This window comes from Pseudomonas sp. R3-41 (genome assembly GCF_054161485.1).
This window is the reverse complement of record NZ_CP096421.1, coordinates 2,723,293-2,741,972: the sequence shown is the minus strand read 5'-3', so window position 1 is coordinate 2,741,972 and position 18,680 is coordinate 2,723,293. Positions and strand designations below refer to the sequence as shown.

Annotated in this window: 11 protein-coding genes and 1 pseudogene; all 12 read right to left on the bottom strand. The window is 56.0% G+C overall.

Going from position 1 to position 18,680, the window contains the following annotated elements; genetic code table 11:
- Positions 1-1,001: 1,001 nt before the first annotated feature.
- Positions 1,002-1,250 (bottom strand): hypothetical protein, encoded by a 249-nt coding sequence (locus M1D99_RS12405; RefSeq protein WP_434604256.1) that lies wholly within the window; start codon positions 1,248-1,250, stop codon positions 1,002-1,004.
- A 253-nt stretch (positions 1,251-1,503) separates the two neighbouring features.
- Positions 1,504-2,211, bottom strand: a complete 708-nt coding sequence (locus M1D99_RS12400) for an RES family NAD+ phosphorylase (RefSeq protein WP_458131940.1) — start codon at positions 2,209-2,211, stop codon at positions 1,504-1,506.
- Positions 2,204-2,875 carry a hypothetical protein gene (locus M1D99_RS12395; protein ID WP_458131939.1) on the bottom strand — a complete coding sequence of 224 codons (672 nt, stop codon included), beginning with the start codon at positions 2,873-2,875 and terminating at the stop codon, positions 2,204-2,206. The genes M1D99_RS12400 and M1D99_RS12395 overlap by 8 nt, the downstream gene beginning before the upstream one ends.
- A gap of 377 nt (positions 2,876-3,252) precedes the next feature.
- Positions 3,253-3,519: pseudogene (locus M1D99_RS12390) on the bottom strand (Arm DNA-binding domain-containing protein); the annotation flags it as partial.
- 460 nt (positions 3,520-3,979) lie between these two features.
- Positions 3,980-4,624: a Qnr family pentapeptide repeat protein gene (locus M1D99_RS12385; protein WP_434603978.1), complete on the bottom strand. Its 645-nt coding sequence runs from the start codon at positions 4,622-4,624 to the stop codon at positions 3,980-3,982.
- 79 nt (positions 4,625-4,703) lie between these two features.
- Complete coding sequence (locus tag M1D99_RS12380) at positions 4,704-5,993, bottom strand: aminotransferase-like domain-containing protein (RefSeq protein WP_458131938.1); 1,290 nt, start codon at positions 5,991-5,993, stop codon at positions 4,704-4,706.
- Between the two features lie 42 nt (positions 5,994-6,035).
- A complete protein-coding gene (locus M1D99_RS12375) occupies positions 6,036-7,118 on the bottom strand; it encodes an alpha-hydroxy acid oxidase (protein ID WP_134660718.1) in 1,083 nt (360 codons plus the stop codon).
- A complete protein-coding gene (gene hppD, locus M1D99_RS12370) occupies positions 7,115-8,161 on the bottom strand; it encodes a 4-hydroxyphenylpyruvate dioxygenase (RefSeq protein ID WP_434603984.1) in 1,047 nt (348 codons plus the stop codon). Before hppD ends, M1D99_RS12375 begins: the two co-directional genes overlap by 4 nt.
- Positions 8,162-8,208: 47 nt before the next feature.
- Positions 8,209-9,531 (bottom strand): aminotransferase family protein, encoded by a 1,323-nt coding sequence (locus M1D99_RS12365; RefSeq protein WP_458131937.1) that lies wholly within the window; start codon positions 9,529-9,531, stop codon positions 8,209-8,211.
- Between the two features lie 58 nt (positions 9,532-9,589).
- A complete protein-coding gene (locus M1D99_RS12360) occupies positions 9,590-11,884 on the bottom strand; it encodes a lantibiotic dehydratase (RefSeq protein ID WP_458131936.1) in 2,295 nt (764 codons plus the stop codon).
- A 43-nt stretch (positions 11,885-11,927) separates the two neighbouring features.
- The gene (locus tag M1D99_RS12355; protein WP_458131935.1) at positions 11,928-18,443 is read right to left on the bottom strand and encodes an amino acid adenylation domain-containing protein; all 6,516 of its coding nucleotides are present in this window, start codon (positions 18,441-18,443) and stop codon (positions 11,928-11,930) included.
- The gene (locus M1D99_RS12350) at positions 18,443-18,664 is read right to left on the bottom strand and encodes an MbtH family NRPS accessory protein (protein ID WP_434603994.1); all 222 of its coding nucleotides are present in this window, start codon (positions 18,662-18,664) and stop codon (positions 18,443-18,445) included. Before M1D99_RS12350 ends, M1D99_RS12355 begins: the two co-directional genes overlap by 1 nt.
- Between the last annotated feature and the right edge of the window lie 16 nt (positions 18,665-18,680).

The following is an 18,680-nucleotide window of genomic DNA, read 5'->3' as shown; positions in this document are numbered from 1 at the left end:
GTTACCGGAGACAACAACCCTTCTGGAGGCTCAAAATATTATAGCGCTAGGCTGGAACAAGCAATCGCGAGCAAGAACTCCGTATACATTAAGCTTGCTGATTCATTGTATAGCGCCCAAGAGGGAAGAGATGTTAGTATTTCAGATTATGGAGGCGCTGCAACTACTTCATTTGGCGTCGGATCTGCCCATCTTGTCGCTGTCGGCAAAGAAATAACAAGTTGTGGAGCACAAGATGGAGGAAGCGTAAACCCAGATCAAGGAGGCGCATTAATGCACGAGATGGTTGGGCATGCGATTCCAAGAATGGTTGGCTCCGACACAGGCAATGCAGTTTCCAATGAGAACAAAGTCAGAGCCGAGATAAAGAAAGAGCCTTTAAGGGCTCAAGATCTTGGCCACAGGGAGTGAAATATGAATATCTAAAATTATATCAGTCAGTACAGCCTTTGCAGCAATGAGCTTTATGACGAGCTCTGCTTTTTGCTTGGAGCTAAAGAAAATGTCGCTTGAGGATAAAGTTTCTTCATCGGATCTCGTATTCATTGGATTTGTCACTAAAACTCAAAAAAAAACCAGGATTTTGGCTACGACTTAGCCATTACTCAGCCGATAGAGGTGCTAAAAAGCAACCCCTCGGATAACATCAAAATCGCATACAATGGAACGATCCCTGAAGCCCAACCCAACTGTTGCGAGGCCGGAAAATCTTATCTTTTCTTTGTATCAAAAAACCCGAAAGGTGATTATTACCCAGTAAATGGTCGTTATGGCGTCTACCCATTGAGTGTTGCAAAACCAAGGAAATAACCACGCTCGTAAAGCGAGCGTCTCTGCACTGGCGTTCGCTTTGCAAAGCATTAATTTACATATCATTGCAGTTTCTATCGTGTCCCCTAAAGAAATATCAACAATACAGAGTTAGCGTCTCCGTCCGCCCTACACTCTTTCCCGCCCCCCCCCCGCGGCGACGTCGTTAAGATACAGCGCTCAACCTCTCGCTATGAAAGGTGGCGCACCTTGATAATCCTGCCCGAAGCTACCTTATGCTTGGGCTTGGCCATCCGAATAACCGTGTGCAGGCCATCGGCCGTTGTTTCAACGAGCATGCCATCCCTGACTTCCATCACACTGAGTCCGGCCGCCAGCGTATTGATATAGGCCGCCTTAATCGCGCCTTTCGCCATGGCTGGAATTTTCTCTTCCAGCCGGCTCACCAGTTCATCATTTAACATCGGGTTGACGTCCATAACGAGCTCCGCATTTCTAGGCCAGCACGGAACCAGCCATCGTTGTTGCTGCGCTCTGTGGCAGGCACCTCCCCTTCCTTGGGATGTACGCGAAACGAGTCTGGCGATAGACACTACGTGAAACTTGTACGGAAATTACCATTAATACCCCCATTGAAAAACTCGCCGTTTCCGGCAAGATCTAATGACTGAGGGAATGGCAATTCCAGCCTCAGAGAGCGGATTCCAGGGGCCACTGTTCGGTCATTTTGACTCAGCTTTTTCCCGCGATGATAACGACCCCAATCCGCTCTGCCAGATTGAGCACCGTGTCGAACACAGTCGAGTCGCCGGTCAAGCTGCGTGACGCCCCCTGCGGATGGAGTGCGCCGTCAGGAACCCGGTCACCAAAGAGCACCACCGCACGTGCCGAATCGTCTTGTCGCGACACCCAAGACAGCCCTTGGGCATCTGGACACTGACGGTGGATTGCCTCGGCCCATTTGCGCGTCGCAGGATATTGATCTTTCTCAGTGCCGATCAATTGTTTGCGAGTGATGCCCAGTTTCCGCAGGGGCACGCTGGACAGATCAACCAGGTGCAGCGGTTGGCTAACCTGGACGGCAGAATGCACCTGTCGAGTCAGCTTGCCTTTGTCGAAGCTCTTAAACCCAGCCGTATGGGGAACGTCGTGGAAGACGGTCTCCATCAAGGCGCAATCGACTGTCGTGCCTCCATACAAGGTGGGAATCGCCCGCCCCTGATCATCCTGGATCGGGCTGAAGCCTGCGTTGCCGTGCACACCCGGATTGAATTGATCAGGCTGATACTTATCCTGGTGCACACGATGAAGTACATCGCCTTTGGCGATCACGGTGAAAGTGACGTGCAACGTAGCCGCAGACACTGGGGTAACGGACGCCGCCAAATCCCTGGGAGGCGTCGCCCTACCCTCACTGGACTCGGTACGCTGCTTAGCCATGGACAACGCCCTGGATTTCATCCTGTGCGGCAGCAATCACCCGATCACGCGCCGATGCCAAGAGGTCCTGAGGCCTTTTGCCGCCCAGAAAGCTGTTATCTGAGCGGAACCAGTAAGCCATACCCCAGCCGTCCTTGTGGCCAGCGAAAGCCTCAATAACTTTGGCTAATGCCTTGAACGGCCGATAGCCCGCATCCGGATCCAAGCCATAACCAGGGAAATAGTCGACCCCACCGTGACTGATGGCAAAGATTTGCCCCTGTTTTTTCCATTTGTTGGGCTGGGCACTCGGGTTTCGTGTACTCAACTGTGCCACCTGGGCGATGTCCGCGGCGGTCAGCCAGTCACCACTTTCCAATACCGCTTTACGGGCTTGGACCAGCATTGCCGCTTCCTTGAGCAGGCGAGGCGACGGCGGCTTACGCGTCACAAAGACCTCGGCCAGTCGCTCCAGCGACTTTGGATCCTGACGCTCCTGCAGCACCTCATACATTGAGGAAGCCACATTGGCGAAGTTTTCCGCCAATACCTCAAATACGCTGAGGTTGACCTGATCGAACGACACGACCAGCACTCGGTCCGCATGCGAACGGCTCAAGCTGGCCCGCGCCTCCTTAGGCGTACCGATCAAGGTGGAGACGCCCGATTGCTCTGTAACGCTCATGGAAATCTCCTCATCAGTTATCTGCGCTATCTAATCCTAGCATATCTTTGATAACCCCAGCCCTGGCCTAGCCTCCATTCATCCGGATGCATAGATAGGTTTGAGGGAGCGCGCCTTGCCGTCGCTCAGCGCACGGCGTTGAGGCGAGAAGCCCAAGGACACGATATTGGCAATCAGATGTGTAGCAAGCAATCTTGCTCAAGCCCTGCGACGATGGAGCGAAAAGTTGGCATAACCGAGTTCAGCACTGCTTGAATTCCCAGCGCACCACGAAAGCCAACTCCTCGGGCGGTCCCTCCTCCTTGGACTGAGGATCTGCAACGCCGATGCTAAAACAGCGTTCAGGAGGTGCTTTTCAGAACTAACAGTCTGGCATTGCGCTCAAGGCGTCGCTGATCGCGGGGATCGATACCCTTCACGACCAGCCCCCTGGCGATATCACGCAGAGCGCGAGCATCGCGTAGACCTATTTCAGGATAAGTACCGAGCGAAATACGAGCCTGCTTTCCCGCCCAAGAGAAGCGGAAGTGCCAGCTTTTGCTGCCCTTCGTATTCACGAAAAGCGCGAGGCCGTCAAAATCAGGAAGGGTGTAGTTTTTGGCGCGAGGTTTGGCGTGCCGGATCGCCGTATTGGTGAGAACCATCGTACTAACTCCACTCATAGAAGGAAGGAGTGTTGTACAGTTTTCAAAGTGTCCAGCACCTCTAAAAACTGATTTACCAAGCGTCGAATTGATGTACTAAAAAATGCACTAAAAATCCGTGGACATTGATGTATCAGAGTAGGCTTTACTGGAACAAAGAAAGAGGCCGAAGCCTCTTTTTTTGGTTTCTACATACTTCAATGGAAGTCTATAGTAAAATAATTGGAGCGGGAAACGAGACTCGCATCTGGCGTCCGACTCATTGAAATATAAGGGGTTTATTTTCTTGCCCGGGCAGGAAAAGACTCAATTCTGGAATTGTTTTAGAAGTGCATCAACAGACGAAAAACCTGCATTTAAAAATATCAATCACTTGGCAAATTCCGCCGCTTTAGCGAACCTAAAAATCGGCCTCTCCCATCGGTCTTCATTAGACGAAACATACCACACCTTCAAGTGCTCACACCACCTCAACCCCAAGCGCTCTGGCCAAGTTGCAAACTTGCTCAACATCCAACTTTGCCCTGTCAAGACTTACTCTTCTAATATCAAGCACCCCTAGCTCTGAGTTCCTTAGATCGCAACCTCTAAAGTCCGCATGCTCCCACTCAAACGAGTTAAACTCCCCACCTGACAGATCTGAGCCATTAAAACTCGCACCTTTAATATTTGTTCCAACCCATCTGTTGCCCCACAACTCACACTTTTCCAGTATCACCTTCGAAAAAATCGCGTATGAGAGGTTACAGTCCGTAATCGTTGCATGGCAGAACCAGCTCTTGTCTGTAATCATGTTCATAAAACTTGTATTGGAAAAATCGGCACCTTGCAATTTGCAACCAGACATCTCTATGCCTAGCGCCTTTGCAAAATTAAAGCTGCACATTGTAAGATCACACTTTGTGAACACAGCTCTCGCTAAAGATGCACTTCTGAAATTGCAACCCAACTCAGTGTCATAATCATAAAATTTACAGTCGACAAATTGCGTCTCACTCAAGTCAGCTTGTGAAAAATCACAATTATAAAATTCAGCACCGACAACCTTGATGCCACTGTATTCATTTTTTTCCATCTTTCTGTCCCGATGGATAAAACCATTCATAATGACGTTCCATCCTCGTTTAAAATCAACCCCTTATAGGATCGAAAACGAGCGATTAATAATTTGTCCAACACAACGTTCACCCACGTTCGATCCTCATCCGAATAAAACGCGACAGACGCTCGATACCATCCTCTATCTGCTCGGGGCTCAAGGCACTGATAGATAAACGTATCTGGTTCGCCCCGCCCTCTCCCAGATAGAAATGGGTCATGGGCGTCCATATGACGCCGAACTCATGCGCACATTGCGCAAGGGCTGCTTCGTCAGCCGCGAACGGTACCGTCAGCACAAGAAAAAATCCGCCCGCTGGGATGTTCCAACTGACGGGTAAATCATGCCCCCCCAGTTTTTCTGCCAGGGCAGCCAGCACGGCCATCCTGTTGCGCTCGTAGATGCCGCGCAGATCACGTGTCGCGGTAGAGAGACTGAGCCGATGCTCGATCAATTGCCCGCCGATGATGGCTTGCACAATCGGGGACGTGTTGACCGTCACCATGCTTTTGACTTTGGCGATTTGATCAGCCAGCAAACCGGCTGTGCCTGCGGGCTCAATGAGCTGATCGGCGACCACGAAGCCAACTCTTGCCCCGGGAAATATGGTTTTCGAAAAAGACCCCAGGTAGACAACCTGGCGGGTTTTATCCAACGCCTTCAACGTCGGCAGTCTGATGCCATCCCCGTGGAAGTAGCCGTAGGGGTTGTCTTCGATGAGGAACAGCGCTTCATCAGCCGCGAATGCCAGTAACGCCTGACGCGTTTCCAGACTCATGCTCGCCCCAGAGGGGTTTGCAAAGTCGGGCATCACATAACAGGCCTTGGGCTTGCGTCCTTGAGCACGCAAGCCCGCGACGACTGCCTTGAAGTCAGCGAAATCAACGCCGGTCGCGTCGGTGGCAACCGCCACTACCTCAATATCGAGCAGGCGGGCAGCTCCCGTCAGCCCGACATAGGTCGGATTGATGGCGAGAAGCACATCACCGGGGTCACGACAGAGCGCGCGCAATGTCAGCAGGATTGCTTCCTGGCATCCCGACGTGATCACAATCGCGTGCGGGTCAACCTGCAGGTCTTCGTCGATGGCCAGGTGCTCGCTGATCAGTCCCTGGATGATGCCAGCGGTAGGTCCGTACTGGAAAATGGTTCGCCGTACTTTCTCCTCGCTCATTTGGCAGTCATCAGTCAGATAACGGGTAAACACACGAATGGCTCGATGAATTGTCTCCAGTTCAAAGAAATTCTCGTGAGGACGGCCAGCGGCAAGGGAAATGGCTTGAGGATATCGCTCGGCCACTTCATTGAGGAAGTTCATGGAGTTGAGCGCCGGGTCAGTGACGCTGGTGTGCAGATCGTCCAGATTCAGATTCATTGTGCAGATTCCATCCTTTGAAATTGAACGCAAAAAGCCGACTTACCCTACAACCAGCGCTTTGGCGTCAGCGGGTGAATGACATCCGGCCAGGACCATGGCGTCCAGCAGTTCATCCTTGAGCAACGCGAGAACCTGCTCCACGCCAGGCTGACCTTGCGCGGCCAGGCCCCACAGGACCGGCCTCCCCAGCAATACACCATCAGCGCCCAGTGCCATGGCCTTCAGAACATCGCTACCGGTGCGGACTCCACTGTCAAACAGTACGGAACATTCGTTCGGGGTCACCTCGACAATATTCGCCAGACTCTCCAGCGCTCCGGGTGCAGCATCGAACTGTCGACCGCCGTGGTTGGAAACCACGACGCAATCAGCACCGCTTTCGAAAGCCTGGCGCGCATCACGAGGGTCCATGACCCCCTTGACAATAATGGGCAAGGTCGTCATGCCGCGCAGTTGCTCGATGTGACGCCAGCTCAAGCCCGCAAGAAAGGCTTCCCGGGTGTGCCGCTCCACAGCGGAAGTGGCGGCACTGCCGGTATGCGAAACAGCATGCAGATGCGCACTCGGCGTTAGATTGGCGGCATGCACATCAGCGGGCAAGGCGAATCCGTTACGCAAGTCACGGTTACGCCGCGCCATCAGCGGCACATCGGCCGTTACCATGATGCTTTTGCAGCCGGCATCCTCGGCTCTCTTGATCAGGGACCGGACCTGAGCCTGATCCTTGAGCCAATACAACTGGAACCAGAGATCAGCGCCCACTGCGGCGATGTCCTCGATCGAAACACTGCTCAGGGTACTGACGATCAACGGCACACCGCTGACTTTTGCGGCTCGTGCGGTGGCCAGTTCGCCTTGCGGATTGAACAGCTTGTGGTAGGCCATCGGTGCAATGGCGACGGGCATCGCGCTGGCATGTGTGAACCAGGTGCAAGCCGTGCTGTGCCCGGTCAGGCCCGTCAAGACACGCGGCAACAGGGAAATGCGATCCAGTGCCGTCCGGTTGGCCCTCAGCGCGATCTCCTCGCCACTGCCACCGCAAAGAAAATCCCAGATCGAGTCGCACAAGGCCAGGCGCGCCAGTTCCGAATAATCGGCAAGGTTTACCGGAGTCGAGATCATGACGCCCTACTCATTTCTACAGAATCGTACAGCGCTTTGATATTGCTGCTGCCAAAGGTCTTGGCCCCGACACGCTCGATAATTTCAAAGAAAAAATGGCAATCGGGATCAGAGGGTTTGGCGAATATCTGATATAGCTGGCCGGCATGGTCCTGATCAGCCAGCAAGCTCAACTCCATCAGTTCGTCGACATCGTATTTGAGGCTCTCAAGACGCTCCGGCAGCTGCTGATAATAGGCGCTGGGAGACTTCAAGAAGTCGACACCCTTTTCAGCCAGGGCCTGGACCGACTTGACGATATTCGTTGTACGCAAGGCGATATGTTGCACGCCTGCGCCATTGTTCTTCTGAATGAAACTGTCGATTTGCCCTGCTTCATAGCTCAGGTCGGGTTCTATCAAGGTCAACGTCACCCGACCGGACCTGTTCTGTACCACCTTGGAGTTCATGGATTGTTTGCCCACGACGATTTTCTCCTCATAGAGAACGGAGAAATCCAGCGCCAGCATGTAGAAGGCGCAGGTTGCCGCCAGATCACCGGCCTGCAGGCACACGGCAAAGTGATCGAAGGCATGCAATCCGCTGCCTGTTCTCCCTGGCGTACCTGGCGCACGCCGATGTCCGGACGCTTCTCGCTGGACAAACGTGTGAACGAGGTTCCCCGCGCCAAAAATCGAAGCGCTGACGATGCCGTCTTTCTGCTGCGCAGACAGGTGCGGCACCGCACCACGCAACACTGACAGCGTGAAGGCCTGCGTGGCATCCGGCACCGCCAAGGCAATGTCCGCAACTCCTTCGCCATGCCGTCGCAAAAACTCGCTGCCCGGATGCGACGGCACCAGCGGCTGGGTCAGGACAATGCAGATATCTTCCTTGCAAAAGCAGCGCGAACGCTCTGCCTCCCGAGAGCAGGCCGGAAGATCGAAATGACATGACGCAAGACCGTATTTCTCGCCCAGAGTCAGTGAGGCCGACTCAAGATCATGCACATACAGGCGTATATGATCGACGCTGACGTCATCGAAAAACAAAGCTTCATCCATGTTGCGACACCTCCCGATTGCTGATTACAACACTCAACCTGTTACGTTCATTGCGCTGACGCGACGCTGACAGCGTCGAGAAACTGCGCAGCGAGGTACTCAATATCAGTCAGGTCGATATTGAGCGGCGGTGCAAAAATGATGTTCCGACCACTGCGACGGATCAGTACTTTGTTGTCCTGCAGGTGCTTCTTGATCGAGAGGGCGCGCTGGACACTGTCGAACTCGACCGCCATGAGCAATCCGCGGCATCTGATCTCCCGGACCGTTGCCGTCTCGGCGCACGCCCCGACCGCTTCGTGCAACACCGTCGATAACTGATGGACTCGCGCCAACACGCCATCGTTTTGCAGAATATCCAGTACCGCAAGGCCTGCCGCACAGGCCGAAGCGTGCCCGGAATGCGTGTGCCCGTGGCTGAAGCCGGACATTTCCTTTTCGCGTTCAAACACATCGAAAATCGTGTCATGGGTGGTCACCGCCGCCAACGACATGTAACCGGCCGTCAAGCCCTTGCTGGTGATTAGGATATCGGGGGTGATGTACGCATATTCATAGGCGAACATCTTGCCGGTACGCCCAAACCCGGTCAGAACCTCATCTAGGATGAGATGCGCACCGTACTGGGTGCAGAGCGCTCGCGCCGCCCGCAGATAGTTGTCCGGCACGATGTAGCCGCCAATACCTTGGACAGGCTCGACGATGAATGCCGAAATGTTTTTCCCTTGCTCGGCAAAAAAACCTTCGAGCGCCTCGACCCCAGAACGCGAAAAAGCCAGGCCTTCGCGGCGCACGGCCTCCCAGTCGGGCCCGGGCACTGAAACGAACCCTGCGGGAAGCAGCCCTTGTTCGTCGCCGGCAGAAGATGTCGCACACGTAGAGGCGGCCAGGGTGGTGCCGTGATAACAGTTTTTCAGCGACACAATCAGTGATCGCTGCGGGTCGTTGAGCAACTTGTGATAGCGGCGCGATACCTTGAGCGCCGTCTCGATGCCCTCCGAGCCACTGTTGCAAAAAAACGTCCTGGTCAAGCCCGGTGCGGTCACCTGGGCAATCGCCCGCGCCAGCTCGATGGCGGGCGCATTGCCCCCTTCGACCATGTCGTAGGTCATCAGCTTTTCCAGCTGAGCCGTTATGGCCTTGACGATCTTCTGGTTGGCGTACCCCAGCGTGGCATTCATCCCTGACGCCTTGGCATCCAGGTATCGATCACCCTTGGCATCCGTGATGTGGCTGCCCTCCCCGGCGACGGCAATGACCGTACTGGTGCTTATGCGGTTAGGCGCCCAAGGATGCCAGACGTAGGCAGCATCCTCTCGCAACAACGACTCGTGAGTGTCAGCCTGTCCTGCGTCTTCATGAATACGCATACCCATCACCTCCGTGTAAAAGTCATTTTCCAAACCCGGACCTGGCGTCAGCCACCGGTCATTTGATCGGGTAGTTATCGACCCAGGTAAACCTGAGTTCCGACGTGTATTTATTACCGGCATGATCGGTCAACCAGAGATCCTGGTGGTCCGGCAGCATCTCAACGAATGTCACCTCTTTGTTCTTGATTGCCTCAGAGGTTTGATTACGTCGTATCAACTTGGAAAGGATGTTGATGAAGATCGGGCTTTCGAAATCCACATAAAATGGCTTTTCAGTGGTTTTCGACTTGACGAAGACAAAGCGCGGAATGTTTTGAGATTTCCACCAGCTGCGCGCCTTCATGAATCTCAGCGCCTCATCTCTTTCATTGGCGAACTCCAGGTCTTGCGCCTGGAAGCGCCAGCTTTCTCGTGCAATCACCAATTTATCGATACTGACTCTGGGCATGTGCGCGCGGTCCGAGAACAACTGGAACTTATCAATCACACGGCCCATCAGCAGCTCAGCATAAACGTCGACCAGATCAAACGTTTCGCCATTGGGAATCCTGATCTTGATCAGCCCGTCCTCTTCGAGGATGGTGGTGTCTCGACTTTTCACCAGGCGATCGCGGCCCGCATCCACGGTGTGATAGTTGAGTTCGATCATGTAATCGCAGTCTCGCGACAGCACCGGGTGGGTGCGGACCGACAGACGAGGTGGACTTTCCTTGGGAAGGACATTGAGCAACTGCGGTTTGGGGAAGTCCTTGTCTACCTCTTTGAGCAACGCTGATTTATCGGGATGCTGTGTGACGAAACATGAGCTTCTCATGGTGTTGATTGTCAGGTGGATTTCCCCTAGCACCAGTTTGAAGTCACCTGATTTCAGGTCATTGATGTCGACGGCGGAAAGCATCACATCCGGGCAAAAGTAGCGCGCGCCCTCCCAACCGGCCCCTGGGGCGTCAAACTCCTGGTTGACCCGCCCCTCCAGCTGCGCGTACGTGAACTCGACCCGTCGCTCGCTATCCTCGACTGCAATGATTTTCGCCCACTTGGCCCGGAAGACTTGATCAATGTTGTCGAGCGCCGCATCGATGACTTTTGACAAGGGGCCCAGCGATTCCAGCCACATGGTGGTCAGGTCAAATTGCGCCCCGTGCTTTTCGACACAGCGTTGATAGGTTTGCCTGAGCAGTTGCCGAACCTCAGTCCCCAGCCGCCAGCAAATCCAGCGCGCACTCTTGGCCAGCAGGTACAGCGGCGCCAGACCTTGCTTGATATCCTCGCCTACCGATAGCGCCATATTGCGTCGACTATCGTGGTAGACCAGCGTCCTGCCGCCGTAGGTACGGCCTTCGTTCCGCGTCGAGCTGGTCTCGGTAAACCCGGAAAAAAGCGCATCCAGTTCAGACAGCGCCAGGGTCAGCTCGGTAGCGTCACCGCTCGATTCGATCTTGTCGCGCGCGGCTTCCATGGCATCGAGCCTGGCCAGCAACAAGGATTGCAACTGCGTATCGCCAATGCCCAGCAAGAACTGGCGCAGGAATATTTCCGGGTGGGCCCCGGCTGGCAATTCGATCTTCAACACGATCCAGCGCTTGGCCTTGAGCGTATCGAGAATGCCAAGAATATCCATCAACGAGACGGAATAACTGCCTGACAACTCGCGCTCGATATCGTAAACGGACGTCTTGCCGTCACACATCGACAGCACGGCCGTTTCCAGAGCCGGCAGTTTGACCTTCAGGCCGGGGCCGTTGAAATTGATGTCGCCCTCGATCTTTACAAATGTCAGCCGGCGCGGCTTCAACCATTCGCGAATTGCGGGAAGCGCTTCGAATGATTCCGCCAGGCAATCGATCGCCCAGGACTCGAAGAACACTTCTCGGCGCTCGATCAGCGTTTCACCCGGCGTGTAGCGGGTGGCAGAGTCGTCGCTGAAGGTGCCCCATCCCGACGGGCCAAAGAAACCGATGGTGTCATTCTTCACACAGTATCGTTGCCAATAGTTGGCGATCAGTTCTTCACGTTGGCGATGCTTGGAATGCCTTGTCTGAGTGGCCGGATCCCATTCGCAAAATGGACGCACGGCACCGTCCAGCAGACGATGGTTCTGCCAGGAGACGGCCCGTAGAAAGTCGTCCTGCCGGGCAATGTCTTGCAGCTCCCGGGAGAGCTCGACAGACACCTTCGCAAATGACCCGCGGTAGTCGCTCAAGTCGGCTTCGGAAAAAGGCCTACTCCCCATCCGATCAGCCTGCGCCGCCAGGCTCGTACTCGCCAGACGCAATACGCCACCGGCGCCAAAGCCTGCGCCGCGTACCAGCACATCGTCCCACCAACGCCAACTTTTGGAGTTTTCCATGTCGTTTCACATCCTTATCTAAACGATGCCAGCTGCCCGGCGATCACTGTTCATCCGCCAGTTCTGCTGCCTCGGTCTCGAGCAGTTTCACCTCAAGCAGATGCGCCTGTTTCGCCAGGGTTCTGTGGTCGAAAATATCTGACACATTCACGCAGACGCCGAATCGCCGCCCGATCATGCCGGCCAGAATAATGGCGGACAACGAATTGCCGCCGAGTTGAAAGAAGTCATCCTCAACACTGACCAGCGCTGTCTTGAGCCGCTGCTCCCAGAGCGCGGCCAACTCCAGTTCGATAAGCCCTTCGGGCTGGCGGCCCTCGGCCCTTTGCGGTCCATAAACCGGGAGTGCGTTGATATCGACCTTCCCGGACGGCAACAACGGCCAGCTTTCAACGGTGATAAACACATCCGGGATAGCCGCCACCAGGACGCGCGACGACAAATGCTCGATCAACGAATCAGTTGCCACCGCATCAGCCTGCGCCGCCGGGCGGACATAGGCCACCAGCACTTTTCGCCCTTCCAGCACACGCTGCACGGTCAATGCTTCGGCAACCTGCGCGTGGGTTTTCAGCGCCGCTTCGATTTCCGCGGGCTCGATGCGGATGCCTCGAATCTTTATCTGCCGGTCGGTGCGGCCCAACACATTCAAATCGCCACTGTCACTGAGCACGGCAATATCACCCGTGCGATAGACCCGTCCGCCATCATTGAGCAAAGAGGGCGTGAATCGCTGCGCCGTCTGCTTCGCATCGCCGAAGTAGCCGAGGGCAAGAATCTGACCGCCCACCAGCAGTTCTCCGGGCGTCCCGATCGGTGCGTAACCGCCCCCCTCATGCTCCACCATTACCTGTGCACCGGGAATCGGCAGACCGACCGGAGTCAGCAGCGCCGCAGCCTCCCGGACCTCGAACACCGTTGCGTCCGCGCAAACCTCTGTCGAACCATACAAATTGATGAGATTGACGCCCGGCAGGTGTTGCCGGATCTGTTCCACCAACTCCCCTTTGAGCAATTCACCGCTCAAGTGTAGGCAATCGAGCGTGGCCAGCCTGGCGCGCGCTTCGGCGCCCGACTCGAGCATCTCGGTTGCCAGGGCGGGCACGCAGGTCAACTTGGTAATTCGGTGGGTCTGGATGAAGTTCATCAGCTCCACCGGGTCTTTGATGCGTTCCGGCAAGATCACCGTAGGCACGCCTCTGAGCAGTCCATCGAACATTTCGGCGATGCCGTCGACAAAGCCGACTGGCGTTCTCAGCACGAAAACGTCCGAGGGTTTACTCGGTTCCTGGCATCGCGACCACTGCAGGCGCGTCAGAATGGCCTCATCGTGCAACAGGACACCTTTAGGGGTTCCCGTACTGCCAGAGGTGTACATCAAGACCGCTGGATGCCGCGCATTCAGTGGCCAGCTGGCGGTGGAAGGCCGCTCATCGACCGGCATCGCTTCAACCGCCACGGCACGAATCTCACCGGGTACCTTGCCCCGGGTCGACTCAGACACGATCAGCAGCCGGGCTTGTGATTGATGCAGGATCATCCCCAGCCGTTCGGTCGGGCTGGCGTGATCCAGCGGCATGTAGGTGGCAGCGAGGCGCAACGATGCCAGCACTGCGACGACATACTCGGCAGATCGCTCGACGCAGATGCCGACGACGGAACCTGGCACCACCTGCTGTTCATGCAGTGTTTCGGCGAACCTGTCGACCCACTGAGACAGGCACGCATAGCTGATCGAGCGCCCCTCACAGAGCAATGCCAATGACTGCGGTGAAGCCTCGCATTGCTGATCAAACGCGACGATCAGACGGGAGACTTCCAGTTCCACCGGTGGCGACACCAGAAGTGCATGAGCGTTGCTGCCTGCCAGCCTGTCCAGAGGGCAGACACTGGATTCAGGGTCGGTCGCCAGCTGTGACAACACCGCGTCATAGTACGAAGCGATTCGCCCCATCGCGGCTTCCGACAGCGCTGTGTTGGAGAACTCAACAAACAGACCGACGCCCTGGGTTAACACATCGAGTCTGAATTGAGCGGTCAACGAGTGATAAGTCTGGTCAGTGGCCCTGATAGACTTGAGCTTCAGCCCCTGATTGTTCGCGAACTGCTCGTAAGGTCTGAAATGGGTGTAGTTGAACGTGGAATCGATGACGTTATCGATACCGGCATCACTCAACATCTGCGCAAACGGGTAGTTCCTGAATGGCAGCGCCTGCGCCTCGAAAGCGTGCACGGCTTGAATCAGCCGGCGGCGCGTCAGGCCCGCGACGTTGATTTGCAACGGCAACGTATTCAAGAACATGCCGACTGCCGACGTGCCCGCTGTCGTTTCCGGACGACTGTTGGACATCAGGCCGGTGATGACTTCAGTACGGCCACTAATGAAGGCAATGACTTGCAAATGGGCGCTGAGCAGGACCGCCTTGATCGACACGCCCAATGATTGCGCAAGACGCTTGAGGTTATCGGACGTCGCGCTGGAGACCGGCACATTGAACGTGCGGTAATCGCTGCCTTTGGCAAGCGGCAATTGGCCCTGATGAGGCGACGCGAGCTGTCGGGCCCAGAACGCCTTGTGGTCCGGGTCATCCAGCGCCTCGGCCTCCCTGAGCAAGAACTCGCCTTGTGCGCGCACGGGCTCGACGACGGGCACAGCGTGCTCCAGGAGCTGCTGATACAACTCGAGCAATTCACTGATGACCAGCGTGACACTCCACCCATCAAGATAGGGTTCGGCGAGTGTCAGGGTGAACCGCGAGGCGCTGTAACGATGCACGGTCATGGCAAACAACGGCGCCTTGTCCCATTGGAACCTGACAGTCCGCTGCTCATCGAACCATGCCTTGAACGAAGCGGCCTGGGCTGCCGGATCGATGTCGCTGATATCGACAACTGCCAACGACACCTCGGCGTCGCGATGAATCAACTGCAAAGGTTGATGGTAAGAAGACACATCAATGGAGCTTCTCAAAAAGGGATGGCGTTTCATCAACAGCGCGACAGCACGCTTGAACATTGGCTCCACAAACGCCCCCTCCAACTCCACTGCCGTTGTATAGATGTGGTAATCCGGGCTGGCCACCGACTCGTAGTAAAGTCCGGTCATCAGCCGGGACAAGGGAAAGGCGTCTTCGATGTCCTGGGAAAGGCCTTCCTGGACGGCCGCTGAAATCAGTCCGAATGGCGCAATGGCCATCAACACGGGGCCACTCAGCGGCGTGGCAACCAGGGCCATCCTGCTCAGCGTGGAGTTCTGGAAAATCTTCTCCACACTCAGTTGCAAGCCTGCTCGCCGGGCTGCCACGACCAGTTCAATACTGCGAATTGAATCTCCGCCCAAATGAAAGAAGTCTTCGTCACCGTGGGTGACCACTCTGCCCAGCACGAGCGCCCAGGCGGCTGCCAATGTCTGCTCGATGCCACTCAACGTCGCTTGCTCAAGCGGCCCCGCAGCGCCAACTGCGTCGGCATACGCGACAGGTATTGGCAAAGCGGACCGGTCGACCTTGCCTGACTGCAATCTCGAGAACACGTCAACGACCGACCACAGGGAGGGAATCATGTACTCCGGCAAGGAGGATGAAAGCGCCTCGCGAGCACGGCGTATCAGTTGCGCGCTGACGTCATCGCTCGCCAGGAATGCCGCCAGCATCGCGTGGCCATGGATGTCCTGATTGAGTGTCACTACCGCTTCGCGAATGGCCGGCAGGCGCATCAGGGCCGTTTCGATATCACCCAACTCGATGCGAAAGCCCCGCAGTTTGACCTGATTGTCGTTCCGGCCCAGATACTCGATCTGACCATCCCAGCGGTGTTTTCCCAGATCACCAGTCCGGTACAACCGCGCGCCCTGTTCACTGAAGGGTGAGGGAATGAATTTCTGTGCAGTCAGTGCCGGTTGGTTGATGTAGCCACGTGCCAGCCCGATGCCGCCGATATGGATTTCTCCAACGACGCCGGGGGGGACCAGATTGAGGTTTTTATCCAGGATGAATATCTCAAGCCCATCAATGGCACGCCCGATCGGTACGCTACCGGCCTTCAAACTGTTTTCGGTCACCGTGTACCAGGTGACGTCAATGGCCGCCTCGGTAGGCCCATAAAGGTTGTGCAATTCGGCTTCACTGGTTTGCTTGACGGCGTTGGCCAAGCGCAGCGGCAGCGCTTCACCGCTGCAAATCACCTGTCTGAGATGAGTGCAGGACGGCAACACTTCGGCAGCCACGAACGCACTCAGCATGGAAGGGACAAAATGAGCGACGCTCACTTGCTCCCTTGAGAACAGTGCCCCCAGGTACTCGGGATCCTTGTGCCCTTCGGGTTTGGCCATCAACAACGTGGCGCCATACATGAGCGGCCAGAACACTTCCCACACAGAGACGTCGAACGTCAGCGGTGTCTTTTGCACAACGACATCGCTGGCTTGCAGAGGGAAAGCCTTTTGCATCCAGGCCAGACGGTTCAGCAACGCCTCATGGGTATTCATCACCCCTTTGGGCCGTCCCGTGGAGCCCGAGGTGAAGATCACGTAGGCCAGGTCCTTGCTCGCCGGCCCCTGCGCAATGGCCGCATCGCCCGGACCAGCCTGCTCCTGGGTGAACAAGGAAGAAAGGGTGGCCCAAGGCAGCTCCCCGGGAGGCGCCATAGCGCTGTCTTCGACAATCAAGACACGTGGGGAACAATCATCGAGCATCTCCATCACTCGACTCTGCGGCGCCTGGGGATCCAGCGGCATGTAGGCGGCGCCCGCCTTGAGAATCCCGAGCAGGCAGATCGGCAACTCCCTTGAGCGTTGCAACTGGACCGCGACAACATCGCCCGCCTTTACCCTATGATCTGCCAGGGATCGCGCCACATGCCACGAAGCCGCGTCCAGCTCGCGGTAAGAGATCGACTGTCCCTCAAATCGCACGGCAACCCGGTCTGGAAAAGCGCGGCACGTATCGGCGATCTGTTCAAGAATCGTGATGCCCGGCAGGAGCGGGTCGCCTCCCCTCGCCAGCCTCAACAGGTCCCCGGATTCCTGCTCGGAAAGCAGCGACAACGAGGAAATCTTTTCTTCGGGAGCCGCGAGCATGCCCTTCAGGATATTGTCCAGGTGTGCGAGCATCCTGGCGGATGTTTCCGGTCGAAACAGATCATCTTGCGCCCAGAGCATCATGACGGTTTCGCCACCTTGCGGGCGAAGGAACAACTCCAGGTCGAAACGCGCCGCCCCGGTGTCCACAATGTAGGGCTTGACCGCAACGCTGGTGGGCTTTACCCCGTTTGCCTGTTGGCCGTAATAACCGATGAACGCCTGAAACAGCGGGTGGTAACTGGCGCTGCGCTCTACGTCCAATGCATCCAGCAGCTTGTCGAATTGCAATCGATGATGCCCCGTCCCCAGCAGGATCTCGCGCTTTACCCGAGTCAGGAACACACTCGTAACGGGATCATCACTCACATCAACGCGTTGCAGCAGCGTGTTGACAAACAGCCCGACGGTATCGGTGTCCTCTCGCCGAATACGATTGCCGAAAGGGTAGCCCAAGGTCACTTCACTCTGACCCGAATACCGCGCCAGCAGGACATGAAACGCCGCGCTGTAGAGCATGAACGGCGTCACGTGTTGCTTCTTTGCAAAGTCACTGAGCGCGTTGGTCAGAGCCTCATCAAGCACACGTTCGACGTAACGGCCTTTGTAGGACGGCGTCGCAGGCCGTGCCTTGTCGGTGGGCAAGCTGAGCATGACGGGCTTGCCGGCCATGCGTTTGATCCAGTAGTCCAGGTGCCGCTCGTTCTCCGTCAGGGACCGCTCAGAATGTTGAAAGCGGATGAAGTCGGCATAGGTTGAACTCGGCGCCGGCAGGTCAGCGTGACCAGAAGTACGGTAACCCTCATAAGCCGATAACAGGCTGTCGTTGATCACGCGTAGAGACAAGCCGTCAGCAATCAGATGATGCAACGGCAGCAGCAGAACATGCTCTTCGTCACTGAGCCTGACCAGTACCGGGCGCATCAGCACGCCGCGGTCGAGTTGAAAAGGTCGGCGCATGACGTCAAGTGAAAACGCTGCCAATTGTGCTTCTCGGGAACTGACCGGCGTGTGCGAAAGGTCCTCGAATTCAATGGTCAGTTGAGCCGTTGGCGCGATCCATTGAAAGAGCACTCCGTACATTTCATGCACGGACGCCCGGAGCATCGGGTGAACTCGCTGAAGGTGGAGCAAAGCGTCACGCAGTGCCGCTCGATCCAGCTTGCCGCTGAAGCGCAACGCATGAGGCACTGTTGATGAAACTTCGGCGCCTTCGTGCCGGGTGACGAAGTAATGCCGGCGCTGAATCCAGGACAACGGCAATAGCGTGCCGCCCTGCAAAGGCCTGCCGATTTCCTCCTGCAACAGGCTCTGCAAGTGCGTCTGAAGTTCCGGTGTCAGTGCTTCCAGGGGCTGCGAGGCCGACGACTCAAGGGTTTGCAGCTCGAATCCTTCGTTGGCAAGGTGCAGGCAAACACCATTCTCAAGATAACGGGACAAGAGATCGAGCACATGATTAGTTATTTCAAAGGTGCTGTTCATTACAGCTCCTCGACCGACGGTGCCTTTGTCGGCGCAATGTTTTCGCGCAAGAAACCGGGGCGCTGATCCAGCCAGTTATTTTGAATCCAGTTCAAACAAAAATCCTGAGAACCGGTTACGCCAATGGAGGTCCATCCCCCCGGTACCGGCCGGTCGTTATTCCACAGGGAATACTGTTCTTGTTGATTGATGACAACGCCATATACGCTTTTGCTATCCATGCTTGTTCAACTCCCT